At 64.6% G+C, this 25,821-nt stretch carries 24 protein-coding genes, 1 tRNA gene and 2 pseudogenes; 8 read left to right on the forward strand and 19 right to left on the reverse strand.

The window, feature by feature from the left end; all coding sequences use genetic code 11:
* The 5 genes from D575_RS0105140 to D575_RS0105160 all read right to left on the reverse strand — a co-directional run.
* Window positions 1-1,498 (reverse strand): tetratricopeptide repeat protein (locus tag D575_RS0105140; protein WP_231367505.1); only part of this gene is annotated, 1,498 nt, incomplete at its 3' end.
* Between the two features lie 11 nt (window positions 1,499-1,509).
* On the reverse strand, window positions 1,510-2,847 hold the full coding sequence (gene prsR / locus D575_RS0105145) for a PEP-CTERM-box response regulator transcription factor (protein ID WP_018144846.1): 1,338 nt from the start codon (window positions 2,845-2,847) through the stop codon (window positions 1,510-1,512).
* Between the two features lie 61 nt (window positions 2,848-2,908).
* Window positions 2,909-4,957: an XrtA/PEP-CTERM system histidine kinase PrsK gene (gene prsK, locus D575_RS0105150; protein WP_018144847.1), complete on the reverse strand. Its 2,049-nt coding sequence runs from the start codon at window positions 4,955-4,957 to the stop codon at window positions 2,909-2,911.
* Between the two features lie 7 nt (window positions 4,958-4,964).
* Complete coding sequence (locus D575_RS0105155; protein WP_018144848.1) at window positions 4,965-6,359, reverse strand: TIGR03013 family XrtA/PEP-CTERM system glycosyltransferase; 1,395 nt, start codon at window positions 6,357-6,359, stop codon at window positions 4,965-4,967.
* A 159-nt stretch (window positions 6,360-6,518) separates the two neighbouring features.
* Window positions 6,519-7,166: an XrtA/PEP-CTERM system exopolysaccharide export protein gene (locus tag D575_RS0105160; protein ID WP_018144849.1), complete on the reverse strand. Its 648-nt coding sequence runs from the start codon at window positions 7,164-7,166 to the stop codon at window positions 6,519-6,521.
* A 250-nt stretch (window positions 7,167-7,416) separates the two neighbouring features.
* Here D575_RS0105160 and D575_RS0105165 point away from each other — a divergent pair, with 250 nt between their 5' ends.
* From D575_RS0105165 to D575_RS0105180, 4 genes are all read left to right on the forward strand, one after another.
* The gene (locus tag D575_RS0105165) at window positions 7,417-8,193 is read left to right on the forward strand and encodes a YdcF family protein (RefSeq protein WP_018144850.1); all 777 of its coding nucleotides are present in this window, start codon (window positions 7,417-7,419) and stop codon (window positions 8,191-8,193) included.
* 43 nt (window positions 8,194-8,236) lie between these two features.
* The gene (galE, locus tag D575_RS0105170) at window positions 8,237-9,217 is read left to right on the forward strand and encodes a UDP-glucose 4-epimerase GalE (RefSeq protein WP_018144851.1); all 981 of its coding nucleotides are present in this window, start codon (window positions 8,237-8,239) and stop codon (window positions 9,215-9,217) included.
* A 66-nt stretch (window positions 9,218-9,283) separates the two neighbouring features.
* Window positions 9,284-9,628, forward strand: coding sequence for a nucleotidyltransferase family protein (locus D575_RS0105175; protein WP_018144852.1), 345 nt, complete (start codon window positions 9,284-9,286; stop codon window positions 9,626-9,628).
* A complete protein-coding gene (locus D575_RS0105180) occupies window positions 9,625-9,990 on the forward strand; it encodes an HI0074 family nucleotidyltransferase substrate-binding subunit (protein ID WP_018144853.1) in 366 nt (121 codons plus the stop codon). Before D575_RS0105175 ends, D575_RS0105180 begins: the two co-directional genes overlap by 4 nt.
* A 37-nt stretch (window positions 9,991-10,027) precedes the next feature.
* Here D575_RS0105180 and D575_RS14610 read toward each other — a convergent pair whose 3' ends face one another.
* Together D575_RS14610 and D575_RS13895 are read right to left on the reverse strand one after the other, a co-directional pair.
* Window positions 10,028-10,162, reverse strand: a complete 135-nt coding sequence (locus tag D575_RS14610) for a hypothetical protein (RefSeq protein ID WP_255349314.1) — start codon at window positions 10,160-10,162, stop codon at window positions 10,028-10,030.
* The gene (locus D575_RS13895; RefSeq protein ID WP_018144854.1) at window positions 10,135-10,593 is read right to left on the reverse strand and encodes a very short patch repair endonuclease; all 459 of its coding nucleotides are present in this window, start codon (window positions 10,591-10,593) and stop codon (window positions 10,135-10,137) included. Before D575_RS13895 ends, D575_RS14610 begins: the two co-directional genes overlap by 28 nt.
* A gap of 59 nt (window positions 10,594-10,652) precedes the next feature.
* On the opposite strand from D575_RS13895, the gene D575_RS0105190 reads away from it, so the two are divergent.
* The gene (locus tag D575_RS0105190) at window positions 10,653-12,248 is read left to right on the forward strand and encodes a DNA cytosine methyltransferase (protein WP_018144855.1); all 1,596 of its coding nucleotides are present in this window, start codon (window positions 10,653-10,655) and stop codon (window positions 12,246-12,248) included.
* On the opposite strand, the gene D575_RS0105195 is transcribed toward D575_RS0105190, so the two are convergent.
* The 5 genes from D575_RS0105195 to D575_RS0105215 are packed head-to-tail and all read right to left on the reverse strand — an operon-like array spanning window position 12,232 to window position 19,375.
* Window positions 12,232-13,008, reverse strand: coding sequence for a hypothetical protein (locus D575_RS0105195; protein WP_018144856.1), 777 nt, complete (start codon window positions 13,006-13,008; stop codon window positions 12,232-12,234). The two genes, D575_RS0105190 and D575_RS0105195, sit on opposite strands and share 17 nt — an antisense overlap.
* A complete protein-coding gene (locus D575_RS0105200) occupies window positions 12,998-13,897 on the reverse strand; it encodes a hypothetical protein (RefSeq protein WP_018144857.1) in 900 nt (299 codons plus the stop codon). The genes D575_RS0105195 and D575_RS0105200 overlap by 11 nt, the downstream gene beginning before the upstream one ends.
* Window positions 13,890-15,752, reverse strand: coding sequence for a hypothetical protein (locus tag D575_RS0105205; RefSeq protein WP_026182058.1), 1,863 nt, complete (start codon window positions 15,750-15,752; stop codon window positions 13,890-13,892). The genes D575_RS0105200 and D575_RS0105205 overlap by 8 nt, the downstream gene beginning before the upstream one ends.
* A complete protein-coding gene (locus D575_RS0105210) occupies window positions 15,742-16,761 on the reverse strand; it encodes a PD-(D/E)XK motif protein (RefSeq protein WP_018144859.1) in 1,020 nt (339 codons plus the stop codon). The genes D575_RS0105205 and D575_RS0105210 overlap by 11 nt, the downstream gene beginning before the upstream one ends.
* Window positions 16,751-19,375, reverse strand: a complete 2,625-nt coding sequence (locus tag D575_RS0105215; protein WP_018144860.1) for a Z1 domain-containing protein — start codon at window positions 19,373-19,375, stop codon at window positions 16,751-16,753. The genes D575_RS0105210 and D575_RS0105215 overlap by 11 nt, the downstream gene beginning before the upstream one ends.
* Before the next feature lie 180 nt (window positions 19,376-19,555).
* Here D575_RS0105215 and D575_RS13900 point away from each other — a divergent pair.
* Window positions 19,556-19,673: pseudogene (locus D575_RS13900) on the forward strand (polyketide cyclase/dehydrase); the annotation flags it as partial.
* Between the two features lie 3 nt (window positions 19,674-19,676).
* Here the strand turns inward: D575_RS13900 and D575_RS13905 are convergent.
* Window positions 19,677-19,772: pseudogene (locus tag D575_RS13905) on the reverse strand (peptide deformylase); the annotation flags it as partial.
* Window positions 19,773-20,197: 425 nt separating this feature from the next.
* On the opposite strand from D575_RS13905, the gene D575_RS0105220 reads away from it, so the two are divergent.
* Together D575_RS0105220 and D575_RS0105225 are read left to right on the forward strand one after the other, a co-directional pair.
* Window positions 20,198-20,518 carry a hypothetical protein gene (locus tag D575_RS0105220; RefSeq protein ID WP_018144861.1) on the forward strand — a complete coding sequence of 107 codons (321 nt, stop codon included), beginning with the start codon at window positions 20,198-20,200 and terminating at the stop codon, window positions 20,516-20,518.
* A gap of 57 nt (window positions 20,519-20,575) precedes the next feature.
* Window positions 20,576-20,995 (forward strand): SRPBCC family protein, encoded by a 420-nt coding sequence (locus tag D575_RS0105225; protein ID WP_018144862.1) that lies wholly within the window; start codon window positions 20,576-20,578, stop codon window positions 20,993-20,995.
* A 4-nt stretch (window positions 20,996-20,999) separates the two neighbouring features.
* Here the strand turns inward: D575_RS0105225 and def are convergent, their stop codons facing one another.
* From def to moaC, 6 genes are all read right to left on the reverse strand, one after another.
* Complete coding sequence (gene def, locus D575_RS0105230) at window positions 21,000-21,536, reverse strand: peptide deformylase (protein ID WP_018144863.1); 537 nt, start codon at window positions 21,534-21,536, stop codon at window positions 21,000-21,002.
* A 28-nt stretch (window positions 21,537-21,564) separates the two neighbouring features.
* Window positions 21,565-21,640 (reverse strand) — tRNA-Phe (locus D575_RS0105235).
* Between the two features lie 111 nt (window positions 21,641-21,751).
* A complete protein-coding gene (locus D575_RS0105240) occupies window positions 21,752-22,027 on the reverse strand; it encodes an oxidative damage protection protein (protein ID WP_038032041.1) in 276 nt (91 codons plus the stop codon).
* A complete protein-coding gene (gene mutY, locus D575_RS0105245) occupies window positions 22,011-23,069 on the reverse strand; it encodes an A/G-specific adenine glycosylase (RefSeq protein WP_018144865.1) in 1,059 nt (352 codons plus the stop codon). Before mutY ends, D575_RS0105240 begins: the two co-directional genes overlap by 17 nt.
* Before the next feature lie 51 nt (window positions 23,070-23,120).
* The gene (locus D575_RS0105250; RefSeq protein WP_018144866.1) at window positions 23,121-25,301 is read right to left on the reverse strand and encodes an AsmA family protein; all 2,181 of its coding nucleotides are present in this window, start codon (window positions 25,299-25,301) and stop codon (window positions 23,121-23,123) included.
* Complete coding sequence (gene moaC, locus D575_RS0105255; protein ID WP_018144867.1) at window positions 25,298-25,786, reverse strand: cyclic pyranopterin monophosphate synthase MoaC; 489 nt, start codon at window positions 25,784-25,786, stop codon at window positions 25,298-25,300. Before moaC ends, D575_RS0105250 begins: the two co-directional genes overlap by 4 nt.
* Between the last annotated feature and the right edge of the window lie 35 nt (window positions 25,787-25,821).

The raw sequence follows: 25,821 nt of genomic DNA on the forward strand, positions 1-25,821 counted from the left end.
CCTGCAGGCTCAACGGACCGGCCGCTTCCGGCTGGAGCTCCTGCAGACGCTGTGCCCGCTCGAGTGCCTCGTCGTAGCGTCCTGTCTGCAACAGGTACAGCACCAGCGTGGTATCCACCTGCTGGGCCGAGGCCTCGCCGCCTCCGGCGGCGCGCAGCGCATCCAGACCTTCTTCCGTCTCCCCGCCCCGGAGCAGCGCCACCGCCAGCAATTCCTGGAGACCCTGCGAACCCGGGCTCGACGCAGCCGCGTCGCGCAACGCATCGATGCCGGCTTCGGAATCGCCGGCAACCAGCAGCAGTCGCCCGCGCAGCTCGGCCATGTCGGCCGGCTCGCCGGTGTAGTCACGGCTTGCCCGCTCCACGAACTGCAGGGCATCCTCCACGCGATCCTGTTCCAGATAGATCGCCGTCAGCGTACGAATGCCCTGCAGCGATCCGGGGCTCTCCTGAACATGACGATTGAGGTTGTGTTCGGACTGCTCCATGTTGCCGAGACTGCGATGAGCCAGGCCGAGGCCCAGAAGCGCCGGGCTGTAGGAGCGATTGCCGGCCAGAGCCTGCTCGAAACTCGCCCGCGCTTCGCTATGCCGCTCCTGCTCCATCAGGAGCATCCCGTCCAGATAATGCACGCCCGGATGCGACGAGCCGCCTTGCTTCAGGCCGTCGACATCCGCCCGCGCACCCTCGTAATCACCGGCATTCAGACGCACCATCGCCCGCGCCATGTGATCGCGCCCCGAGGCCGGGCGCACTTCGATGGCTCGACTGAAGGCCTCTTCCGCACCCTCGGGGTCGCCGGTGATGCGCCGATACTCGCCCAGGAGACTCCAGGCCTGTCCCAGCTCGGGCTGCAGGTCAAGGGCCCGCTCCAGGGATGCGATCGCGTGCTCGGCATCGCCCTGGGCCATCGACAGGTGGGCATGCGCCAGGGCCTGTAGCGGCTCCTGCTCGCGCTCTCCAATCTGCGCCAGCTCGCCTTCCGCCGCCTCGCGCTCGCCGACGGCCGCGAAGGCGACGGCCCGCAAGGCGTGCAGCCGCGGCCGCTCCTCCGCCGCCAGGTCCTCCGGCACCTCCTGCTCACGGATGCGCACAAGACGATCGGTCGCGAACCACGCCTCGGCCAGCGGCAACGCCACCTGAGCGTCCGGGATCCCGAGCGACTGCGCCCGCTCCAGCTGACGCAGCGCCTCCTCGGGGTTGTTCAACTGCAGGTACACCACCCCGAGCCTTTGCCGAGTGGCGGGGGCATCGGTATTCAGCTGCAGGGCATTGCGGTACTCGATGCGCGCGCCCTGGTAGTCGCCCTTCTCCTGCAGGGCCTGGGCGCGTTCGAGGTAGTCCTGTTCGCTGCCCGCCCCGATCTGGTCGCAGCCGGCCAGACCCACACCGGTGGCCAGCACCACGGCCAGGGCCAGGGGCTTCAGCCGCCCGTTCGGTATCCGGATGGGGCGGGGCCGGGCGAGCCCGGCGTCTTCTTGCATGTATCGGGTAGTCACTATGGTGCTCCTCATCTGAGCCCGTACTTGTCGAGCAGGCCGTAGAGCGTTGGACGGGTAATGCCGAGAGTGTCGGCTGCCTGGGCGATGTTGCCGTTCGTGCGCCCCATCGCCTTGATTACGGATTGATATTCGGCCCGGTCACGGGCCTCGCGCAGGCGCTCCGGCGGCGGATCCTGATCCCGGTCCTGCAAGCCGAGATCTTCCGCGGTCACCAGATTGCCGTCGGCCATGATTACGGCGCGCCGGATCAGGTTCTCCATCTCGCGGACGTTGCCGGGCCAGCTGTGGCCCTCGATCGCCCGCAGCGCATCGGCAGTGAAGCCGCGGCGGGGTTTGCCCTGCTCGCGGGCGAAGCGTTCCAGAAGCGCATGCGCCAACAGGGTTGCGTCACCCTGACGTTCGCGTACCGGGGGGATGTCGATGGCGATCTCGCTAATGCGATAGAACAGGTCCTCGCGAAAATCGCCCGAGCGGATCAGCGCCTGGAGGTCCTGATTGGTCGCACCGATGATGCGCACATCCACCGGGATCTCGTTGCGCCCGCCCAGGCGCTCGACCGTGCGCTCCTGCAGAAAGCGCAGGAGCTTGGCCTGCAGACTCTGCGGAAGATCGCCGATCTCGTCCAGGAACAACGTGCCCTTGTCGGCGTGTTCGATCTTGCCGATGGTCTGGCGGGTAGCACCGGTGAAGGCGCCCTTCTCGTAGCCGAACAGCTCGCTTTCCAGGAGGTTCTCGGGGATCGCGGCGCAGTTGATCGCAACGAAGCGCTCCTTGGCGCGGTTACTCAGGTCATGGACGGCGCGCGCCAGGACCTCCTTGCCGGTGCCGCTGTCACCCAGCAACAGCACCGTCGCGTCGGAGGGCGCCACGCGTTCCACCATGCGGCAGACCTGAAGCATGCGCGGATCCGCAGTGATGAGCCCGGACAGCGAAGAGACGCCGCCACGGGCCAGGCGCCGATTCTCCTCCTCGAGCTCGTACAGCCGCGCGGCGCGGTCCACGATCAGACGCAGGAGTTCGGCGTCCACGGGCTTGATATAGAAATCGTAGGCCCCCAGGGCAACGGCCTTCAGGGCGTTCTCGCGATCATCGTTGCCGGTGACCACGATCACCTTGACCCCGGGATTGAACGCCAGGATCTCCTCCAGGAGTGCCAGGCCCTCGGTGGCGTTTGCGGGGTCCGGGGGCAGACCCAGGTCCAGCGTGACCAGCTCGGGCTCGTGACGGCGCATGTGGGACATCGCGCTGGCACGATCCTGGGCCTGGAGGATCTCGTAGCCGTCCAGACACCAGCGCAACTGGCTTTGCAGGCCGGTGTCATCCTCGACAATCAGAAGCTTGAGCATCGACTCCATTACATTGCACCCGGCCCGGGGAGGACGTGATGGTGGACGGCGGGGAGGGTTGTCATGCGCCGTGCTGCGGCAGGCGCAACGTGAAGGTGGTCCCCTCGCCGACGCGGCTGGAAACATCGATCCGCCCGCCCATCCGGACCACCAGGTCGCGGGCCTCATACAGCCCAATACCCATGCCGGCGTTTCCCTTGGTGGTCTGAAACGGACGGAAGAGCCGCCGACGAACGAAGTCCTCGTCCATGCCGGACCCGTTATCCTTGATTCCGATAATGACCCATTGATCCCGGGTTTTCAGGGTCAAGGTTATATCGCCGTTATCCGGTGTGGCCTCCTGCGCATTCCGCACCAGGTGCAGCAGTACATTCCGCAGGGCATCACGGTTTCCGAGGACCTCCGCGGATGTGTCGATCGCCACTCGGGGCAGCGGATGGATCTCGCGGCTATCGCCGGCGACCTCGCGCAACAGGGTGTCCATGGCGATCGCCTGACGCGGGCTGTCGGCACCCGGTTGCGCCTTGCGCAACTGGGCGAGGGTGCGTTCCAGACGCTCGCGTGCATTGCCGACGGTGCGGAAGGCGTCCGCCACGAACTCGGGGTTGTCACGGTGACGCTCGGCGTTGGAGCTGATCAGGGACAGCTGGGCCGATACGTTCTTGAGGTCGTGGACCAGAAACGCCGCCAGCCGGTGGAAGGTCTCGAACTGACGCGCCTCCAGCAGCGCCTCGTCGGTCTGCACCAGGGCCACGTAGACCGCCAGCTGACGGCCCGCGGTCTTCAGCAGGTCGCGCTCCTCCCAGTCGATACGGTGCCGTGCCCGCGGCTGGGCGAGCACGACAAAGCCCTCCAGGCCATCGCTTTTCAGGAGCGGCACCACGGCCCAGTGGCGCGGGTTGTCGACCAGCCACTGCGGCAGATCGAGCCCGTGATAGAACGCCGGATCGCGGCGGAACTCGTCAATATCGATCACCCAGCCGGACTGCGTCAGAAACGCCACCAGCGGGTCGTCCGGTTCCATTGACGGATAGTCCGGCTGGCCCAGATTCAGGACCCCGTCAAGGGCGAAGGTGCTGTCGTCCCGACGAACCCACAACAACCCCCCCGGACTCTCGACCAGCTCGCCAATGGCCTGGATGGCCCGCTGGCGAAACGGGATCTCGTGGTCCGTCTGCGCCAGGGTGCCGGTAAACCGCAGCCACTCCTGGCGGTAGTCGTAGCGATAGTTGAAGAAGTGCTTGGCCAGCCAGACGCGCAACTGGGCGCGGACGCTGCCGGAAAACAGCACGATCGCCAGGAGCAGCACGGCCCCGAACAGCAGGGTGACCTGCAGCAGCGCGCCCAGATCGCCCCCGTGGTGGCGCAGGTAATACCCCGCGCCCCCGACCGCCAGCAGATACAGCCCGGCCCCGAACAGCGACGCGGTGTGAAACAGCAGATGGCGGGACACCGTGGGCCCCTCGCGGTGCGGCAGGCGCCGGCTCACCGCGACCGCGAGCAACGGGACCACCAGCGCGTTGACGAACCCGCGGGCCTGCCAGGACGGACTGTCGATCGTCTGGAACAGCACCAGATCCGCAAACAGGAACAGGTCGAACGCGAACAGGCCCCCCAGGCCCAGGCAGAGGAACTTGATCTCCCAGCGATTCTGCGGCGGCGTGTTGCGGTAGACCTGCTCCACCAGCACCAGTCCGGCAATCGCCATCAACAGGGTTGCCAGCCCCGGCCAGATGGCGCCCAGCAACTGTGGCCACAGCATCGGCACCAGGATGAACAGCAGGAACGCCGTGGTGGCCGCCCCCCACCAGCGCAACGCACGCGGCTCCACCCCGGGGCGGCTGCCACTGCCGGCGAGCAGCGCCAGCAACACCGCAAACCAACCGGCATTGCGCGCCACCTCCATCACCCCACCGGAGATCGCAGCACTGGTCCCGTAGTGCCAGGCCAGAAAGCCCAGATATCCCGCCCATCCCACCGACAGCAGCGAGGCCAGCACCATCCACAGGGCCGAGGGGCGATTGCGCCAGCGCACCACGGTCACAACGGCCAGGACCAGGAACGCAAGTGCCGCCGTCAGATAGCTCGTCGCGGCCAGGGGCATCAGCATCGCGGATTCAGCGGGCCCCGCGGCCGAATAGTACAACCTTGACGGTCTCGAACAGGATCAGGATGTCCAGAAACAGGGTGTGATTCTTCACGTAATACAGGTCGTACTGCAGCTTCTGCCGCGCATCCTCGACCGAGGCCCCGTAGGGATACCGCACCTGAGCCCAGCCGGTGATCCCCGGACGGATGGTGTGGCGCGCGGGGAAATAGGGGATCTGCTCGGTGAGCTGTCCGACGAACACCGGCCGCTCCGGGCGCGGTCCGACGAACGACATGCTGCCCTGGAAGACATTGATAACCTGCGGCAGTTCGTCGATGCGCAGCTTGCGGATAATGCGCCCGACACGGGTGATGCGGTCGTCGTCATGCACCGCCCAGCGCGCGACGCCATCGACCTCGGCGTCCTCGCGCATGCTGCGGAACTTGCAGACCTCGAACGGGACGTTCCCCTGACCCACCCGGGTCTGCCAGTAGAACACCGGGCCGCGACTCTCCAGCTTGATCGCCAGGGCGGTGGCCAGCATCACCGGCAGGGTCGCCGCCAGCAGTGTGGCGCTGGCCAGCACATCGAACGTCCGTTTCACCGCGTTGCGCGTCCAGTGCTGCCGGAAGCCTTCGCCGAAGATCAACCAGCTGGCGTTCAGCGAGTCCAGCTGGACCTTCTGCAATTCGCGCTCGAAGAAGCTCGAGACGTCGGTAACGGCAACCCCGTTGAGCTTGCACTCAAGCAGCTGCCCGATCGGCAGGTTGTGGCGTCGGTCGCGGATCGCGACCACGATCTCGTGTACTCGGTGCTCACGCGCCATGTCCAGCAGGCTGGCATCGCTCCCGAGCTGGAAATGGCGTCCCGGATCCCGCGCGCAATCCTTCTCGCCCTGGGTAGCGATGTACCCGAGGACCCGATACGGCAGCTCTTCCGAATACTTGTCCGGATGGATCGTGTCGATCGCGCAGGCCCGGCTGCCGGTGCCCAGCACCAGGACCCGGCGCTTGAAGGCATCCGCATCGGAAAAGTTGCGCCAGAGGGTCCTTTCGGCGACCAGACCGGTCAGCAGGAGCAGCACGCCGCCGCCGACTGCGATCGGCGAAAACAGCGCAGCCGGGACCATGGCGCCATAGGCCAGCAGCAGCCCGCCCACCACCAGGATGGCCGGAACCAGGCGCAGTAGCGACCGTAGCGTGCTGCGGGTCGCGAGGTAGTCGGATTCGTACAGGCCGGCCAGAGTGAGGACGACCAGGACGACCAGCGTCGCCACCATCAGCTGGGGGTCCAGCAGGCTGAGAGCCTCCGGCTGGAAGGGCGGCAGGGTCAGCACCGCATACAGGCACAGATACGCCACGAGCAACTCCGCGCCCGCGAGCATCAGGACGCGGCGGCGGATGTAGTGGCCAAAGATGCGCACGACTAGCCGCCTCGCCGAGGCGCGTGCACAGAAGAGTTGTTTGTCCTTTTCAGGGGGTCCATGGCTACCGTCCCCGAGCCCGATCAATGGGGGCGGTCGTTCCCGGGCGGTGCCTCAAAGGCCCACCCACCCGGAAACCGGCCCCCCGTTCCGGGTTCGTCAGAAGCGTCGTTCAGGAATGATCAGCGTGTCACCGGGCAGCATGTCCACGTTGGCCGAGATATCGCCACCGTTGACCAGGTCGTCCAGGCGCACCCCATATTGCTTGCGCTCGCCATTCTCGTTACGCACGATCACTGCGCGATTGCCAGCGGCAAATTCGGTGATGCCGCCCACCGCGATCATCACATCCATCACGCTCATCTCCTCGCGATATTGCAGCGCCTGCGGCGCGGCGGCCTGCCCGATCACGCGGATCTGGCGACTATAGGGCCCGGCAAAACCGGTCACCATCACCGTGACGATCGGGTCACGCAGGAAGCGGGACAGCTCCTCCTCCATCACACGGGCCAGCTCCGTGGGCGTCTGCCCGCTCGCCTGGACATCCTCGACCAACGGGGTCGTAATTTGCCCGTCGGGGCGTACCGAGACGCCGGTGGAAAGATCCGGGTTGCCGCGCACGGATACCTGCAGGGAATCGCCGGGACCGATGATGTACTGCTCGATCACCGTGCGCTCGATGGAGGTCGGGGCCTCCGGGTAATCCGTCGTGGCACAGCCTGCCAGCAACAAGGCCGGCAGCAGGATGACGAAGCCAAACCTTGGCCCGGACTTCGACCCGGCCTTTGGAGCATTGATCAGGGACATCACGACTCCCCCTTGGAGATTCTGGCGGTTGTTAGAGGCTTCACCCGACCGGGAACGGGGCCCGCACCGCACCTCAAAGGTCGCGGAAACTGGCTACGCTTACCGGGAATACCGGATTCCACAAGCAACTTGATGTTAGGCCTCGGGTATGAACAGAGTCCACGTAAGGTCTTCATTCCCGGCGCTCCAGGACTAACGTTCGTGTTACGGAGACGTCGGGCCATCTACCTCCACCGAACAGGAGTGTCCCGTGGAGTTTCTGTCTCTCCGCTTCCTTGCCGACTGGTTTCTGCTCCCGCCCAGCGGCCCGCTCCTGCTGGCCCTGGCGGGCCTGCTTCTGTACCGGACCCTGGCGGGCAAGGCCCTGTTGACCGGCGGGCTGCTCCTGACCTACGCGTTCAGCATCCCGCCCGTCAGTCACGCCCTCATGGCCCCGCTGCAGGCCGCCTACTCGCCGCCCGACACGGCCGCGCTGGAACACGCCGAGGCCATCGTCGTGCTCGGCGCCGGGTATCGCAGTGGTGCGGTGGAATTCTCCGGCGAAACGGTCAACGACCTGGCCCTGGTGCGACTGCGCTACGCCGCCGCCCTGCACCGGCAAACCGGACTCCCCGTGGTCGCCACCGGTGGCGGCCCGGAGGACCGGGAACCGGAAGCCCGCTGGATGGCCGAGGTCCTCGCGGAGTTCGGCGTCAGTCCGGTGTGGCAGGAGCCCCGTGCGCGCGACACGGAAGGCAATGCCCGGCACTCGGCCGCGCTGTTGCACGAACGCGGCATGCAACGCGTCCTGCTCGTCACCCATGCGCACCACCTGGCGCGCGCCACTGCGGCATTCGAGCGCGCCGGGCTGGAGGCCATCCCGGCCCCGACCGGCGCCTTCGTCGCCCACGACACGAGGCTGTCGTTAGGCGCCTTCAAACCCCAGGCTAACGCCATGCGTACCAGCTGGCTCGCCCTGCACGAGTACCTCGGTATTCTGTGGTATCGCTGGCAATACGGCCGTCGCCCGGCACCGCCGGACTCCTGACGCGCCCCGCCAGCCCCAACCCATCACAACCGGGGGGCGACGGATGAATCTGCTGGTAACGGGCGGTGCCGGATACATCGGCAGCCATGTCCTGCAGCATCTGCGCAGGGGCGGGCACGACGTCACCGTGTACGACAACCTCAGCACCGGGCACGCCTGGGCCGTGGGGAATACCGAGCTGGTCGTCGGCGACCTGGCGGATACCGGGCGCCTGCGCGAAACGCTCGAACGCGGCTTCGACGGCGTGCTGCACTTCGCCGCGCACATCATCGTGCCGGAATCGGTCACCGACCCGATCAAGTACTACGGCAACAACACCCGCAACACCTTCAACCTGCTGGAGGCCTGCGCCGCCACCGGCGTGCGCTACTTCGTGTTCTCCTCCACCGCCGCCGTCTACGGCATCCCCGACACCGTCTCGGTCGCGGAGGACGCACCGCTACAACCGATCAACCCCTACGGCGCCTCCAAGATGATGTCCGAACGGATGCTCATGGACCTGGGCGCCGCCTCCGACCTGCGCTACGTCAGCCTGCGCTACTTCAACGTGGCCGGCGCCGACCCCGAAGGCCGGCTGGGCCAGGCCACCCCGGACGCCACCCACCTGATCAAGGTCGCCTGCCAGGCCGCCACCGGCCAGCGCGACGGCATCACCGTATTCGGCACCGACTACGCCACCCGCGACGGCACCTGCGAACGCGACTACATCCACGTCGAGGACCTCGCCGCAGCCCACGTCCGCGCCCTGGAACACCTCGACGGCGGCGGTGCCTCGCAGGTACTCAACTGCGGCTACGGCCACGCCTACAGCGTGCTCGAGGTCATCGATGCCGTGAAACGCGCCAGCGGCGTCGACTTCGCCGTCACCCTCGGCCCGCGCCGCGAAGGCGACCCACCCGCCCTGATGGCCGACGCCCGCCGCATCCGCCAGACCCTCGCCTGGGAACCGCGCTACGCCGACCTCGACCTCATCGTCCGCCATGCCCTCGCCTGGGAACAGAAGACGGCGCTACAGACCGCCTGATCCGTATCTCCCAGGCATTGAGGGCCGAATGCTATAGTCGAGCCAAAGCCCAAGGCGGTCCGAAACATGGCATCGACCCTCCACGCCAGCACCGGAAACACGGCAGAGGCACTCCCGCCCCGCGAACGTGTGAACCACCTCGCGCATGCGGCCGCGGAACTCGTACGCGAAGAATTCGGCCAGGATGCAAAGGTGTTCTGGTTCGGGTCCTGGCCACGCGGCACCGCTCGGTGGAACTCGGACATCGACCTCGCCGTGCTGCCTGCCAGGGAGGTTTCCATCAGCGACTGGGGCCGACTCCGCGGGCACATCGAGGACCTGCGCACCCTCTACACCTTCGACCTGGTGGATATGACCGAGGTCAGCGATGAATTGCGCAAGGAAATCGAAAGCGAGGGAATCCCGCTTTGACCGCCGTCCGCGACAGTTTCGGCAAGGCCCTCGGCCGGCTTGAAGAAGCCCTGCAGGCGCCCACCAGCGACCTGGCCCGGGATGCCAGCATTCAGCGGTTCGAATTCACCTTCGAACTGGCGTGGAAATCCGTAAAGGCAGCCGCGGTGCCCGAAGGGCTGGAGTGCGCGTCGCCACGATCCTGCCTGCGATTGGCTCTGAGCCAGAGCTGGATATCGGATGAGGCCATCTGGCTCGCCATGCTGGATGACCGCAACCGCGCCTCGCACACCCACGACGAGAAGCTGGCCGAGCAACTCTACTCCCGGCTGCCGGGATATCTGCCCGCCTTGCGGCAGCTCCAGGCCGCGCTACCCGCCTGAGAGCAAGTCCCCAGGCGGCCAGCCCGCACCTCTTCCTTTACAGCACCGTGCGGCGGGCGAGGTGCAGGAGCCGGGCGGGCAGTTCGTGCCCCAGCTCCCAGACGATGCTCATCCGAGTCGAACCTGGTAGCATGCGATCGAAACCTAGTCGCTCGATTTCGGGCAAGGCCATTCGCGGAATTGCTCTTCGCCGTGGATCCAGTCGGAGAGCCACGCAAGATCAGATTCCCTGAACCGTCCCTTGAGACCACATTCCCAAAGGGTGAGAACGCGCCATCCCGAAGCGAGAAGCATATCCCGGTTACCACGATCCCGCTTGACATTGGAAGCGAACTTCTTCTGCCAGCGGTCTTGATTGGTGGCGGGGGTAGTACAAAGCCGGCAACCCTGATGTCGATGCCAGAAACAGCCATGTACAAAGACAGCAAGGTTGTGCTTTCTGAGCACCAGATCCGGTTTTCCGGGGAGTGCCGAAACGTGCAGCCGATAGCGAAACCCCCGGGAATGAAGGAAGCGCCGCACCCTCATTTCGGGTTGCGTGTTGCCAGACCGTATCCCGGACATCATCCGCGAGCGGGTGGCCTTGTCCACTACGTCAACCATTCACATATGATCCCGGCCTCTGCTCCTCTGGGGCAACTCTCGGCCCCAAGGACAGGTTAGTGAGCCAGCGCATACCGGTAATTGATCTCTTTGCGGGCCCAGGCGGACTGGGTGAAGGCTTTGCCTCGCTCAGCGACTTCTTTCGCATAGAACTCTCCGCGGAATGTTCGGTTCCTGCTCACAAGACACTGCGTCTCCGGGCATTCAAGCGGCTTCTCGAGGAAGATGGGGACTCGCTGGACGACTATTACCTATACGTTCACGGACAGGCCCCCGTCCCCTATTCGGAGAGAACCCGAGATGCATGGGAAGAGGCCGGCCAGGAAGCGCTGCGCGTCACACTCGGCGACCCGGACGATGACAGGCGGTTTGCCGACAGGCTCGATGAACGAGGGTTTGATGGGGCGAATGGCATTCTGGTTGGCGGCCCTCCATGCCAGGCGTACTCGCTTGTCGGCCGAGCCCGGAATCGCGGTATCGCGGGGTATGTGCCCGAGGAAGACAAGAGGCATTTTCTTTATCGTGAATACCTCAAGCTGATCCAGCACTATCGCCCGGCCGTCTTTGTCATGGAGAACGTCAAGGGGATTCTCACCTCTAGAGTAGGCGGCGAACGCATCTTTCACCGAATCCTGGAAGACTTGGTGGATCCCGACGAAGCGCTCGGGCGCGGCCCTAACGGTCCGGGTTATCGAATCCATTCCCTGGTGGATCCCGGGACCGTGTTCAGGCGGGGTAACTCGCCGGCTTGCTTCGATGGACACAAATTTCTGGTCCGATCCGAAGATTACGGTATTCCACAGACCCGTCACAGGGTCTTCTTGGTTGGTGTTCGCGAAGACATAAAAGTTGACCCCCGCGCGCTAGAAGCTCGCCAGAAGATTTCTCTTGGTCAGGCCCTGGCCGGTCTTCCACCGCTGCGGAGCGGGCTGTCTCGGGATGACAGCCCGGCAGCCTGGGTAGACGCTGTCAGGGACCAGATCAGTCAACTAGCCCGTGACGCGCGGAGTCACGGTCAGAGCGATATTGCGGCCAGCCTCGAGCGTACGAGTCGCGAGATCCGGGATAAGCAAAGCTGGTCCCGTGGCGGCCTGAGATGTCCGAAGGTGGCGAGCTACCGACTACCGGAACACGAAGCGCTCGAACGGTGGTTGCACGACGACAGGCTGGAAAGCGTACTCAACCACCAGGCCCGCTCCCACATGCCAAGTGACTTGGGGCGATACGTCTACGCAGCGACATTCGCCGGGGAATACGGCCGTTCTCCTTCCGGCGCTGGAGATTTCTCCTTGCCGAGTCTGGCTCCCAACCACGCGAACTGGATGAGTGGAAAGTTTGCGGACCGCTTTCGTGTCCAGCTGCGCGACCAGCCAGCGAAGACGATAACAAGCCACATATCCAAGGACGGGCATTACTACATTCACCACGCCCCCGAACAGTGCCGATCACTTACGGTACGCGAAGCCGCCCGCATCCAGACGTTCCCCGACAACTACTTCTTCGAGGGCAACCGCACCGAACAGTATCATCAAGTGGGGAACGCGGTGCCTCCGTGGCTCGCTCGACAGATCGCAGACATCGTCCGCGCGGTCCTCGAAGAATGGCACGAGCAGGACATAACCGCGGAGACAACGGTATTCACTGAGGCCGGCTAGACCCCGCCGTATGTTCTTTCAGGGCGGCGCGGAATGCTGCAGAAACTCGGTCCCTCAGGCTTTTTTCGGGGAGAGCATCCAGATCCTGCGTAACGCGGTAGGCTCGCAAATTCCGGCTGGCGGAGCGCATGACCGCTTCCATTGGCGCCTCCCGCGAGCGCAATTCGCTTGTGTGGCACCAGGTTTCAGCAATGATCCTCGCGGTCTTCGGGTCAGACGTCAGCGATGTCCTTTCCATGATCTGCACCAGTGCATCTTGAGTAAGAGCCTCTAACGTTTTCCATCCGCCGCCCCTGCCGTCTTGGTGGTCGACTCCGATCAAATATCCGCGGCGCCACAATATCCCGAAGGTGTTCCGGATGCCGGAAGTCCAGCGCTCGCGTGGGCGCCCGTCGAACCGCCAGTCGGTGATGTCCGGCGCAAGAATCAACGAGAAATACGCCCAGATGTCCTGGCGCATGGCCTCGCACACAGGGATACCAGATTCCTCGCTCAGATAGCGTGCAGCAAGCAGGTCGAAGCGCGTCGTTGCTTCCCGCGGAGCCCTTTCCGGAAATCCGCACTCCCCGGCAATCTCCACAAGTCGGGAGCGAATTCCGCGAAGGCGACCATCAGTGACCTTTGATCCACCCGTCTGCGTGTAGGTCACGGCGGGATGGTGAATGTCCCATTCCGGTATGCGATCCAGATCGGAAGAATAATCCTCCCAGATCTCCCGGGCAGAAAAGGTGTCCAGACGCGGAAACAGTTCAATCGTCATCAGGGTTGCCGAAAACCGAGCTGATCATGGATTCAAAACGGGCCGGATCGTCCATCGCCTTCTGCCGGACTTGACCGACATCTTCCTCCGGAAATGCCGTAGCCAGCCAGGACAGTGCGACGGCGCCCAGACTTCCGTCGGGAAAATCCCCCGCATCGAATTCGAGTTCTTCCGAGAGAAGCAACCGCATAAGAATGTGCCGCACGATCTCCGCCCTGAAAAGCAATGTCAGCGGCTGCTCGCCTCGGATCAGCGGGCCATAGATGTCCGGCCGCGCCGTATTCAGGATGACTCGGAAAACGGACGCGAAACGCTCCTCCACGCGGTTGGCGCTGAGGTGGATATACCAGGGCGCATCGGAAAGTTGCCTCGAGAAGCTGGAGAAGTCTCGGGACTCCATGGGCATCCTGGAGCCGCCCCCCTCGATCTGGATGACAAATCGGTCGTCCCACAACCGGCTGCCGGGTGCCAGTGGGGCAAGCCGGGACAGGCGGCTCCCATGGTTGAAGGCCAGGCTGGTGAAGAGCTCGATACGACCTTGGAGCGTATCCCCGTTAATTCTGATCGGACCGATCGCGATCTCGCCGTGATCCAGAGTGTCCGCGGCGACCGTCTTCGAGAAGACATTGCGCCTCACGGGCATATCGCCGGTCTGGAGAAAGACGTTCAGCAGGAACGTGCTGTCGAGCTCCAGCTGCGTCTGCCGGCACAGATCGACCAAGTCGATCATCAGACTCCGACCAATGTTGATGTCAACGGAGTAGTCCCAGTGAGGAAGGATCTCCGGCACGGGTTCCCGCAGATCTTCACCCAATTCGCGATGCCACGGACCGGCGGTGATTACGCCCGGGTCAGGACGAAGAAACGGGAAGGCTACGACCTCACTCATCGGCACGCACCTCCCGGACGCTGATCCTTGGCTTGACTGCCACGCCCGGGGGCACAGTCACACGAACCGAACCTTCCATTTTTTTGCCCGCCATGTTGGTGACGACAGATTCGGCCGATCCAGAGTGCTCGCCGTCCAGTTCCCACCCGCACAATCGTGGCCTGTCTCCATCCGGGCTCACTTCAATGCTCTCACTCCCCTCTGCGGCGATGGCAGGACGGGCGATGAGTTCCACCCTCTTTCCCGTCGACCCGACGACCGTGAAATGGAATGTGGCGATTGTCTGATGATCTTCCGTTTGGAGTTCCCCGGAACGAATCCCGCTTAGTCGGACAGGGCCTCTTGTTCCGCCGCCTGTTTTTCCCGGCTTCTTGCGGCGTACGGCCCGGTCACCGTCACCGGAAAGCAAATCGCTGCCGAGACGGTCCGCGATCCCGGCCAGTCCTTCCGAACCTTCACCGGTCGGGGAACGCGGGTCCGGAAGGAGTTCTTTTGTCCTTTCCTTTATCCGAGAGAGAGCCACCCTGACGAATGTCTTCGCACGCGAACCTTTGGGAAGCGACTGAAAGTTCCAGTCGTCATGTGTAGGTGGCTCGGCGGCAGCGAAGGCTTCTTCCACATCCTGATCGCGAGAGGAAATAAAAACGCCCGCCCACTCCAGGCTCTCTTTAGGGTGTACGGGGCCCTCGAGATACTTGACCACCAGTTCCGCCGGCCTGAGGAGGGCGACATGGTGTGAAACCTCGGGCATGGCAAGACCGTCTTCTCCCTGAAGATGGGCTGGTCTGCCCTCGATGTATCCGATCTCGTGGCCCATGTGACCCAGCAGTTTCTTCGGTTTTCCACACATGATCGGTTCAGCACGCTCGGGCGATCTCGAACGGGCTTTCTGCAATGCCTGCGCGAAAAGATGGAAGGGGGGGCTTTGCTCTACGTCGGGAAGGGGAAATTCGTGGCCTTCGAGTTCGACCCGGAACCGCATGGGAGGGCTTTCCACCCCGTCCTCAGGGACCATCTTTGGCCAGAAAAGCCACAAGATGGCTCGATGGATATAGGACGCGAGAGCCGGATAATCGTCCGATTCGATGCCCACCACGGGGTCGAGGACCAGGACCGAGGTGCCGGTCCTGCTCTGATCATCGCGTTCGGGAAATCCCAACGACTCTGCCAGATGCCGGGCCTCTGAGCCGCGAACCGGGTCGACCACCCCGCCCTCCTCGGTCTTGGCACCCCACCAGTGGCGGCCCGTAAATCCGCACTGGGTCTCGGGGTCATGGAATTCCTCGCCCATGCGGCTGGCCATGAAACGCCGCTCGCTCGAGCCATCTTCATCACTGGTAAGACTGTCGACAATCACAGTCTGGCAGGAACTCAGCGCAAACAACGAAGATTTTCCGTAGCCGTAGGTTCCTCCAGATTCACTCCCGTCGCGGCGAGGACTTCCTATGTTTCGGAGGAACCGCACGAAGCGAGAGTCGCGGGAGTCCGTGAGTTCCGAAGGCCTTGGAGTCCCGGTCAGACCATGCGTCCGAAAATCGCAGATCTCGGCAACTCGGATGCGGGGCTTGCGGAACAGCTCTTCAAGTGGAGCCGCCGGATCGGATGACAGATCCTCGAACACCACGTCCCTGAGGTAGCGGGTTTGCCCTTCCGTGAGTGTTCTGATTCTGACCAGGTATTCCGGGACTTCTCCGGGAAGTCGGGCATCCCAGCTGTTCTGGCCGCTCTCGCGAATCGCCGTTTCCAGTGGCTCCGTGGCCGGGGTCCCAAGCAGACGCCTTGCGCCAGTTCCGGAAAGGTCCCCGAAATCACTGTAGGGCTGGCTGGACCGGCTAACTTTCGGTTCATCCTTCATGCAGGAATTCCTCCATGACCCGACTCCTTTCTTCATCGGCAACGGCCCACTGGTCCAGTGCATCAAGGCGCAACGAGAATTGCACTGAATCGATTCCGGGGTCGGTCTCACCTGACTTAAGCCGGTCGGGGGTGATGCGGGGGAAGTCCTCTCCCACCGTGAAAATCGTTCGCTTCCCCGGATTGAAACGATGCATCTCCCAGGCTTGCCGGATGGTTTCGGAATATCCGGAGGCGCCAAGTCGTTCGCTCAGCCCGGGGGCTGCCGGGGCGAGCACGTAAAGGCCGTCCACGAGATCCGGGACGGAGATTTCTCCCTGCGGATCGGGCACGAGTATCTGGTGAACCAGATGCAGTCCGCCGGAAGGGGCTTCGAGCTGACGGATGCCGTGGATTTCCACGGAGGAGGGTTCGCGGCGGGTGGAACTTTTGACCTCGAGGGAACGCTCGTTTCGGTGGAAATCGTGCTCCCCCCCCAGCGGCCCTTCCCATGCATTCCAGGCATCCGGGGCAAGGCGCATCAGGTCCATGAGGACCATCAGCTCCCCGGCGAGACCGGCAGCTTCTTCCCGCGTGACGTCTCCGGCTGGCGCGGCTTCGAGCAGCTTTCTGAAATCCCCGACCGCATTGCGCACCGCGCCGGCTCCCGAACGGCCCTGAAGTAGACGGCGGTGGATATCCGAGACCAGCTCCGCAAACACGGGGTGAAGCCTCGGTTCCGTACAGGTCAGTCGAAGAACCCGCAGCTTTCGGCCGCCGTACCAAACGGTCGCCAGGTCCACCACCACGTTTTTGGACGAGAGGTCAGAGGCGCGCTTGTGATCCGGCTCGACGGGCACCATTGCGCGAGGCACCCCTGCTTCCCCGAGACCCAGCAGCAGCGCATCGTGGTCGTGTTCGTCAGCGGGCTCGAAGACCGGCTTGTCGTCCTCGCCTACACGGCGCGTCAGACGCTCCCAGATCCAGAGAAGCTCCCGGGCCGGAAGCTGTCCGCTGTACTCACTCGTCATCGGATTCGGCCTCCTGGCCCTCTGCCAGCTTGTCGGGATCCACGGTGATGTAGTGGCCCGCGAACCCGCCAGGAGATTCGGGGAAGACGAGTCCCATTCCAAGTACGTGATCCACGGCATTCAGCGGTTGCCGGCTTGAACCGCGGAAGGGCCGGGAGTCGGCGTTGATCGGATAAAGGAGCAGCAGAGGGAAGCCCCGGCCGCCCTGCAGGCCCGCCCGGTATTCCTTCAGCTTGCGCCAGTTGTTCTCCATCCCCGCCGGCGGCGGCTGGTCCACGTCGATCAGGATGTCCCCGCGGGACATGAGTGCCTTGATATCGGTGCAGTCATCCGGAGCGTCCGACATGGCGGAACGGTTGACCAGGCGGGGAGCCTCGAGCGGGCCAAGAGCCTTGTCGGACGCCGGACCCGATGCAGGCATGACGACCGCTACATTCCAGCGGGCCAGCTCCTGGTCGTCGTATTTTTCCACGTATCTTGCCAGGGCCTTCGTGTTGGTGCGCACCTGGTGGGTTGTCCGGTATTGCGACAGGAACTCCAGAATCGCGTCCACGGGAACGTTGTGTATGACTGCCCCCTGTGCGCTTTCCGTTTCGGAGGTGCTGGGATCCTGCTGAGCCCGTTGCAGGAGACGTGCTCCGGCATCCCAGTTGCTAGAAAGCCAGTCGGGATCCTGGTGCAGGAACCGGATGGTCTGCAGGTGTTCGCCCGAATAGGAGAGGTTCGTTTTCTTTGCATGCTGCATTGCAGGCGCCCGGGTGACCAGCATCCCCGGAACCTGGCGGATGCGCACGCCCCAGTCGATCGGCTGGCTTGCACCGTCACTGTAGGCGGCAATGTCCTCGCGAATCTCGGCCTCGATGGTTGCGAGCTCCCGGAAATTCGACCGGGTAGAGGATGTCATCCAGATGCGAGGCAGGTCCTCGTACCCGTGGCGATAGCCGAACCACCGGCCCATCTGCATCAGGGTGTCGTACTGGCGGGCGTTCCGGCCAAAGTAGCTGACGATGAGCCCGGGCAGGGTCACGCCCCGCGCGAGTCGATCACCGCCAATGATGATCGCGGCCGCCGGATCATCTTCGGATGTCAGCACCGGCCGTTGACCGCTCATGTAATTGTCCTGAAAGACGTCGACCTCATTCAGGAGCTCTTCCGCGTCGTCGAGAACGGCTTCTTCATCCGGAAGCGCGTGTCCGAATCTCTCGGAGGGCAACGCCGTCGATTCCCGCCGCCAGACCTTTCGCAACAGCTTTCGGCGCTCATCCCGGTCGAGCTGGAGCAGCGACTGCAGTCGGCCCTTGACCGCCAATTCGAAAGAGGAATGGGCATCGGTCAGCCGACTCGTGTGGAGCAGCATCGTGGTATGCGCCCCCTGCCGAAAACGTAGAACCGCCGATGCCAGCGTGAACCAAAGGATGGCATTGTCGAGAGAGGGCGGCAGATCCGTTTCCGGTCCGACCTCGCCATTGCCAATCGCCTTCAGCCGTTCGACCTCGTCTTCGGTGATGGTGCGGACGACATCAAGCCCTTCGCGGTTCGCATCGGTGTCGTCGGCCGAGAGCATGTCTCGGCCGAACAGCGTTTCGGCCCCGAAGTATTCGGGTGGCGCCGGCAGGGAGAGAATGAAGTCCCGCGGATAGAGATCCTGGTGGTACTGCTCAGTCGATTCGGCTGCCGGATTGATCAGCACGTTGGCGAACGGCGTTGCCGTGTAACCCACATAGGATGCTTTCGGCAGGCGTACCAGGATCTCGCGGATCCGGAGGTTGATCGTGCTCGGATCCTCTTCTTCGTTCTGATTACTGACATCCGGGCTTGCCTGATCGGTTTCGTCGTCGATGACCAGCGCGGGGAGCTGTCTGCGTGTGTTTTTCGAGGTCTGCTCGAGAAAGTCCCTGAGCCGAGCGAGAACATGTGTGTTTTTCTTGACCACCGCGAGAATCGTCCCGCAGTGTGGCCTTGTCAGGCCCTGGCGCGTACCCGGGTCGAAATCGTTATCCAGTGTGGTGAGGCGCTCCCACAGTTCGGGGTGACTTGCCACCAGATCCGCTTCCATGCGTTCCTGCGTCTGGTTTCGCAGGGCATCGGTCAGCCCGGCAAGAATGATCACCAGCCGGTACCCCGTATCCATCGCCTTGGCGATCACGGCCGTCATGTTGGCGGTCTTGCCGGATTGCACGTAACCGACCACCAGTCCCCGGACCGAGAAGTCATCCCTGGAGCGTGGTGGCGCAAGCCGCGCGACTACGGACGTCGACAGGTCGTCTATGGACTGCACGGACCCCGGAGTCCAACCTTTGGCGTAGAGCAGATGCGATTCAAGGGTGGGCCAGAAGGTATCGTCCTTACTCGGGCCGGTGTACCAGCGCTTTTGTGCCCGGGCGTCGATCGCCGGGACATCGAGCTTGCTGACCCGCCCCAGCTCCTGAAGGATCTCTTCCTCGATCTGCTCCGTGGCGATCCGGGCTTCCTTTTCGTCGAGGCCCGTCATGTCCTGCAGTTCTTCCGTGATCCTGATTCGGGCTTCCTCATGCGTACCCCCCGAATGCAGCTCCCGGCGAAAATTCGCCTTCATGCGTTTCGCCTGCCGCTCGTTCAGTACCTGCTCGACCACGTAGCCTCCTTTTTTGTGTGCCGTTCCACCAGGCCCGGGTGCGTGGCGGCCGGTTTGCCCTCCCCCGGATCGTATCAGTAGTCGAGGTGTGGTTTCCCGTCTGCTCCCAGCGAGCGCTGCGCCCCATCATCCTTCGCGAGCTTCGGGGCGAGCTTCGGGGTCAGACCTTGCCTTTTGCCCTGCGGCGACGAGCATCCGCTGGACCGATGGCCTGCTCGGCCTGGCTGCCCACCCGCTGCTGGACACGCTGGGGGCGGAGGTGGTGCGTAACGCCTGGCCGCGCCTCCACCGTGCGTGAAACCTACGCCTCCGCGTGGAACTCGCGGTATTCGTTGAGGAACGCTGGACCGCCTGTGTCAGCGATGCGGTCGATGAACAGGGTGCCGTCGAGATGGTCTGTGGCAGCAGGCTCGCGCCCCGCGCGGTGAACACAGGGTGCACCAGCGCCAGGCTACCGGCTGTCAGGTAACCGGTATTCACACGGTGACGCGATATGACAACCCAAACGGGGTCGGACCAAGGCAACAATCGGATGTTAAAGGACTTTACCGGGTTTAGGTGTCGGCTTCCGCCCTTAAACGGGGCATTTCGGGCCCGAAATGATGGGGGAACTTCGGGCTCAAACCATGCCTGTTTGCCTGCATTGTGCCTCGTTGGAGCAATCCGCCATGCCGTTAATGAAAGACGGCACGAACCCGTCCCCACCGCCACCGGGGTCACCTTTGACCGCCTCGGGAACGGGGTCTAGCGTCAAAGGACAGGGGCGGAGAACGGCCCGACGGAATCCGATGCAACCTCGCGGAATCGCGAAGGAGGCACAGCATGCGCAGCGTAGACAACATACCGGTGCTCGACTGGGAGGACGGCAAGAACGCCATGCGGGCGAAGTTCCAGGTGATGCACGAGGAACCGGTGGTGCTGAAGATGCCGGCCGGCATGGACTGGTCGGTGAATGGCGGCGAGTTTGGCTGCACGCTGGACGAGAAAGGCATGCCGCGCGACTGTGAAGGCGGCAGCCTGCTGCATCGGCTGGCGGAGCTTAATGACATGCCGGGACTGGAAGATATCGCGCAGGCCTGCGCCTACTCCAGCTCCCGCGTGGATATCGACGCCGCGGGCTCCCGCATCATCGTGCACGACTGAACGGGCCTGGGCCGCCGGTCCGACCGGCGGCGACCCTGCAACCTGGAGCGGTGGCCGATGTCGGTGGTCCACCACGAGATGGAGATCGATGCCGCTCCGGAAGCGGTGTTCGATCTGATGGCCCGGGTGGAGGCGTTCGCTGCCTACAGCGAGGCCATCGAGTCCATTACCCGCGTCGGGCCCGATCGCTATCGCTGGCGTGTACGGGTGGCCGGAGTGCCGCTGGTCTTCGACGTGGAGGTGCTGGTCGCCGTCCCGCCGCGTCTGCTCGGCTGGCGCGCGCTGACTGGATTGTCCTGCGAGGGCTGCTACCGGCTGACGCCGATCGAGCGGGGCACGCATCTGCAGCTGGCCGTGCGCTGCGGCGACGAGAATCCCCTGACCGATGGCCTGCTCGGCCTGGCTGCCCACCCCCTGCTGGACGCGCTGGGGGCGGAGGTAGTGCGCAACGCCTGGCCGCGCCTCCACGGGGTGTGAGCCCCTACGGCTCCGCGTAGAACTCGCGGTATTCGTCGAGGAAGGCGAGGCGCGTGGTGTCGGTGAGGCGGTCGATGTAGAGCTTGCCGTCGAGGTGGTCGATCTCGTGCTGGAAGACGGTGGCGAGAAAGCCTTCGGGCTCCAGATGGCACGGCGTTCCGTCCGGCTCGCGGTAGTCCACGGCAATGTGCCGCGGTCGCGCGACTTCGCCACGCAGGCCGGGCACGGAGAGGCAGCCTTCCCAGTAGCGCTGCGGCGTCGGGTCGAGCACGGTCACGGCCGGATTGACGAGGACCAGGCGGCCGGTGGGCACGGCGCCGGGGTAGCGGGTATTGCCGGGCTGGATCTCGATTACGGCAACGCGTTGAGGCACACCGATCTGGGCGGCGGCCAGGCCGAGCCCTTCGTTGGCGTGCATGGTGTCGACCAGTTCGTCCACCAGGGCGTGCAGCCGGGGGCTGTCAAAATCGGATTCGGGTACCGGGTCGCAGGTGCGACGCAGGTCGGGGTGTCCCATGCGCAGGATAGGGCGAACGCTCATGGGGCGATGGTGCCACAGGGGGAAATAATGGTGGCCGGGGACGGAATCGAACCGCCGACACGGGGATTTTCAATCCCCTGCTCTACCGACTGAGCTACCCGGCCATACTTCGGGGGAATCGTCCTGCGGACGAAGGGCGGTATTAAAGCCGTCCGGCGGCCCCACGTCAAGCGCGCGGGGCTGCCAGATCGATACGAGCCGCGGAAAACTGCGACTCAGGAGGCGTTCGGGTCGACGAAACCTTCCGGCTTTTCCGAACCGTCGCCGAACAGGAACTTCTCCATTTCCTCTTCGAGGAACTTGCGCGCCTTGGGGTCGACCGGGGTCAGGCGGTATTCGTTGATCAGCATGGTCTGGTGGCTCAGCCAGGCCTGCCAGGCCTCCTTGGACACGTTCAGGTAAATCTTTTTGCCCATCTCGCCGGGATAGGGCGGGAAGTCGAGCCCGTCCGCCTCTTTGCCGAGTTTCACGCAGTTAACGGTTCGTGCCATTGCCGGGATCCTTGTCGTCGTGCAGATAACGCTGGATGGGGGCCGGGATGCCGACCGCCCGTGATGTGCCGGGTTTATACCAAATCACCCTGTTGCCTTCCATGATCCCACACGCGCCAGCCGGGAGGTCGAAGGACCGAACGCGCAGATCCAGGCGGTAGTGGCTGAAGCTGTGCTGGAGCCCGTGATCGGCAACGGACGGGGTGGCACCGGGCCACTGAACGAGCACCCAGTCTTCCAGGGCCTCGGCGGTTTCGGCCTCGGGCAGGCTGTAGAGACCGCCCCAGATGCCGTCCTGTTCGCGCTGGATCAACGCGATACCCTCCGGTGCCCGCAGACAGGCGGCCCAACGCGTGCGTGTGGGCAGATCGCGGCGCGGCCGGGGCGAAGGCAACGTGCCGGTCAGGCCCTGCTGCGCGGCGCCGCAGTCCGCGTGCACCGGGCAGGCCTCACAGGCGGGGCGGCTGCGAGAACAGAGCAGGGCGCCCAGGTCCATGATCGCCTGGGTGTAATCCGCGCAGCGTGTGGCAGGGGTACGCGCCTCGGCCTCGGCCCACAGTTCGCGCTGGACGGCGGTACTGCCCGGCCAGCCGTGGATCGCCGCGTGACGGGCGAGTACGCGCTTGGCATTGCCATCCAGGATGGCCTCGGGCACGTCGTGCGCCTGGGCGATGATGGCGGCGGCAGTGGAGCGCCCGATGCCCGGCAGTTGTTCCAGGCCCTCGCGCTCGGCGGGGAACACGCCCCCGTGTTCCTCGACCACCACCTGTGCGGCGCGGTGCAGGTTGCGCGCACGGGCGTAATAGCCAAGCCCCGACCACTGGTGCAGCACGGCGTCCTGCGGGGCCTCGGCAAGGCTTTGCACGTCGGGGAACTGCTCCATGAAGCGCAGGAAGTAGGGGACGACGGTCTCCACCCGGGTCTGCTGCAGCATGATCTCGGAGACCCACACCCGATAGGGCGTGCGCGGATGCTGCCACGGCAGGTCCTGGCGGCCGTGGCGATCGAACCAGGCGAGCAGCCGCTTGGCGAAGGCGTTCATGGGCGAATCGACCATGGCGGCACCCGCACCGGGGGCGGGCGCCGCGGGTGATCAGCGACTGCGGAAGCGATCCAGGAGCCGGTCGGACTCCTGCTCGATGCGCTCGCGGGCGCGCTCTTCTTCCTCGTCCAGGCGTTCGCGGACACGATCCTCTTCCTCTTGCACGCGTTCGCGGACCTCGCCCTCGTAACGGTCCCGCAGGGCGTCCTCCAGGTCGAGACGGAAGCTCGGGTCGGTGAACGTGCCGCTGATGCGGATCGGCAGCGTCACGCCCCGCAGATCGTCGAGTTCCCGGCCGCCCTGGCCCTCCAGCGTGCCGACCACGGTGCTGTTCACGCGGTAGTCGAGGGTGTCGTCGTTCAGGTCGGCCTGGCCTTCGCCGCTCACCCGCAGCAGGGGCGAGCTGGCCGCCAGGTCCTCGTTGCGCACGATGCCGTCGCGAATGGTGAAGCTGCCAGTCAGTTCGCTGAAATCGGTCTGGTTGGGCTCGTCTTCTTCCAGCTGCTCGCCGCGCAGGCGCGCCTCGGCCCGGCGGATGATCTGGGCCACGTTGATGCCGCGAACCGCGCCATCCTCGAAGCGCATATTGCCGGAGCCGTTCAGGGCACCCTTCAGCTCGCTCAGGAGCTCGCCCCGGGTGGCAATGTCCAGCTCCAGGTTGCCAGTACCCATCAGGCGCGCATCGTCACCCTGAAAGTCTTCCAGCAGGGCCCCGATATCCAGGGCCTGCAGGTCGGCTGCCAGCTCGTAGCGCGGGGCATCGTGGCGCGCATCCAGGCGCAGGCGGCTGCTCAGCTCGCCGTCGTAGGCCTCGGCATTCAGGGGCTGGATATTCCAGTCGCCCGCCTCGGCGCGGATCTGCAGCTCGATGTTGCGCAAGACCATGCCCATCACGTCGAGGCGGCCCAGCGCCGCGCTGCCATCCACATCGACGCTGCGCAGGGCCTCCAGCGGCAACTCGATGGCGATATCCTCGTCGGCTTCGCCATTGCCATTGCCGTTTTCCGTGCGCGCCTCTTCCACTTCCGGCGGCAGGTAGCGGTCGAGATTCAGGCGCTCGCCCGAGACATCGAAGGTGATCAGCGGGCGTTCCCCGCGACCATCCCAGCCCGCGGAACCGCTCAGCATGGCGTCATCCACGGTGATCAGGAACGGGTCCATGTTCAACGCCTGGAAGCTGCCGTGGGCGGACAGGTCCAGGGCAACCCGGGCCAGGGCATCCGGATCGCTGGTTTTGGGGGCGCCCATTCCCAGGTCGGTCAACACGTCCTTGAGGTTGAAGGTGTTGGTGCGCATCTCGCTGCGGATCTGCGGCTGCTCGCCATCCAGCTCGGACAACTCGGCAAATCCAGTCATGCGCACGCCGGCGACACCCAGCGTCAGACGCTCCAGGCGCAGGGACATCGCGTCGGCCATTTCCAGGGCCACATCGGTTTCCAGGGTCATGCCCACGGCGCGCGGCAAGCCACCACCGTCGAGGCCCAGGGTGGCGTTCAGACGACGCACGGAGTAGCGCTCGTTGAGCAGGTCGACGTTCATCAGCCCGCCGAGATCGAGCGCGAGCTCCACGGGTTCGGCCAGATCGCCGCCCTCGGCGCGCACGACCGCTTCCAGATCCAGCCGCGTCTCGACGCCCGGGCGGAAGCGCCCAATCTGCAGCTCGAACGGGTCCAGGGTGGCCTGCATGCCGGTCTCGCGATCATCCCAGTGCACCCGGGTATTGGTCAGGGAGATTCCGGCCACGTCGATGCGCTGCAGGGCCAGCCGGGTCTCGGTCGTGGTGCGCTCGTCGTCATCCGCACCCACGGCCTCGTCGCGGGCGGCGCCCGCGTGATCCAGCAGGTCGTCCCAGTTGTTGCGGCCCTGTTCGTCACGCGCCAGGTTCAGACGCACGCCGTCGGCCTGCACGCGCTGGACCTCCAGCTCGCGGCGCAGCAGCGGCATCACCGCCACCGCAACATCCACCACGTCGACCTCGGCGAACGGCTCGTCGCCAAAGCCCTCGGCATTGCCGAAGCGCACCTCTTCCAGACGCAGCCCAAGGCTGGGGAACAGGGTCAGGCCGATCGGCCCGGAGAGGGTCAGCTCGCGCCCGGTCGCTTCCTGCACCTCCGCTTCGATGCGCTCCTTGTAGTCATTCGCATCGAAGGTGATCAGCAGGTAGGCGGCCACGATGATGGCCAGCAGGATCAGTACGGCGATCAGGCCCAGCAGGCGCTTGATCCATTTCATTCGGAATCTCCTTTCGGTTCGGCCCGCCAGGTGCCACTGCGGCCCCCGCGTTTCTCGAGCAGGCGAACACCATCAATTTGCATGCCGCGATCCACGGCCTTGCACATGTCATAAACCGTCAGCAGCGCAGTGGATACGGCGGTCAGCGCCTCCATCTCCACCCCGGTCTGGGCGTGCACCTCGCAGGTGGCCTGCACGCGCACGGCGGTGTCTTCCGTCTCCAGATCCAGGGCCACCCGGGTCAGTCCGATCGGGTGGCAAAGCGGGATCAGGTCGCCGGTCTTCTTGGCCCCCATGATGCCAGCCACGCGGGCAATACCCAGGACGTCCCCTTTCGCATGGCGGCCTTCGCGGATGCGCTGCAGGGTGTCCGGCTGCATGTGGATCCGGCCCTCGGCGATCGCCACGCGATGGGTGACGGACTTTTCGCCAACATCGACCATGTGCGCATGGCCTTCGGCATCGAAGTGAGTGAATTCGTTCATGCCGGCTATAATGCTTGACTCGCAGTCATGTTTAC

The organism is Thioalkalivibrio sp. AKL6 (assembly GCF_000376905.1).
Lineage (GTDB): Bacteria > Pseudomonadota > Gammaproteobacteria > Ectothiorhodospirales > Ectothiorhodospiraceae > Thioalkalivibrio > Thioalkalivibrio versutus.

Excerpts from the sequence above, each read along its gene's own strand:
- D575_RS0105195 (WP_018144856.1), bottom strand. The coding sequence starts at position 13,008 with ATGACGATTGAACTGTTTCCGCGTCTGGACACCTTTTCTGCCCGGGAG.
- D575_RS0105240 (WP_038032041.1), bottom strand. The coding sequence starts at position 22,027 with ATGGCACGAACCGTTAACTGCGTGAAACTCGGCAAAGAGGCGGACGGG.
- moaC (WP_018144867.1), bottom strand. The coding sequence starts at position 25,786 with ATGAACGAATTCACTCACTTCGATGCCGAAGGCCATGCGCACATGGTC.
- D575_RS0105160 (WP_018144849.1), bottom strand. The coding sequence starts at position 7,166 with ATGTCCCTGATCAATGCTCCAAAGGCCGGGTCGAAGTCCGGGCCAAGG.
- D575_RS0105250 (WP_018144866.1), bottom strand. The coding sequence starts at position 25,301 with ATGAAATGGATCAAGCGCCTGCTGGGCCTGATCGCCGTACTGATCCTG.
- D575_RS0105210 (WP_018144859.1), bottom strand. The coding sequence starts at position 16,761 with ATGACGAGTGAGTACAGCGGACAGCTTCCGGCCCGGGAGCTTCTCTGG.
- D575_RS0105220 (WP_018144861.1), top strand. The coding sequence starts at position 20,198 with ATGCGCAGCGTAGACAACATACCGGTGCTCGACTGGGAGGACGGCAAG.
- mutY (WP_018144865.1), bottom strand. The coding sequence starts at position 23,069 with ATGAACGCCTTCGCCAAGCGGCTGCTCGCCTGGTTCGATCGCCACGGC.
- D575_RS13895 (WP_018144854.1), bottom strand. The coding sequence starts at position 10,593 with ATGGTTGACGTAGTGGACAAGGCCACCCGCTCGCGGATGATGTCCGGG.
- D575_RS0105225 (WP_018144862.1), top strand. The coding sequence starts at position 20,576 with ATGTCGGTGGTCCACCACGAGATGGAGATCGATGCCGCTCCGGAAGCG.
- prsR (WP_018144846.1), bottom strand. The coding sequence starts at position 2,847 with ATGCTCAAGCTTCTGATTGTCGAGGATGACACCGGCCTGCAAAGCCAG.
- D575_RS0105200 (WP_018144857.1), bottom strand. The coding sequence starts at position 13,897 with ATGAGTGAGGTCGTAGCCTTCCCGTTTCTTCGTCCTGACCCGGGCGTA.
- def (WP_018144863.1), bottom strand. The coding sequence starts at position 21,536 with ATGAGCGTTCGCCCTATCCTGCGCATGGGACACCCCGACCTGCGTCGC.
- D575_RS0105175 (WP_018144852.1), top strand. The coding sequence starts at position 9,284 with ATGGCATCGACCCTCCACGCCAGCACCGGAAACACGGCAGAGGCACTC.
- galE (WP_018144851.1), top strand. The coding sequence starts at position 8,237 with ATGAATCTGCTGGTAACGGGCGGTGCCGGATACATCGGCAGCCATGTC.
- D575_RS0105205 (WP_026182058.1), bottom strand. The coding sequence starts at position 15,752 with ATGAAGGATGAACCGAAAGTTAGCCGGTCCAGCCAGCCCTACAGTGAT.
- D575_RS14610 (WP_255349314.1), bottom strand. The coding sequence starts at position 10,162 with ATGGCCTTGCCCGAAATCGAGCGACTAGGTTTCGATCGCATGCTACCA.
- prsK (WP_018144847.1), bottom strand. The coding sequence starts at position 4,957 with ATGCTGATGCCCCTGGCCGCGACGAGCTATCTGACGGCGGCACTTGCG.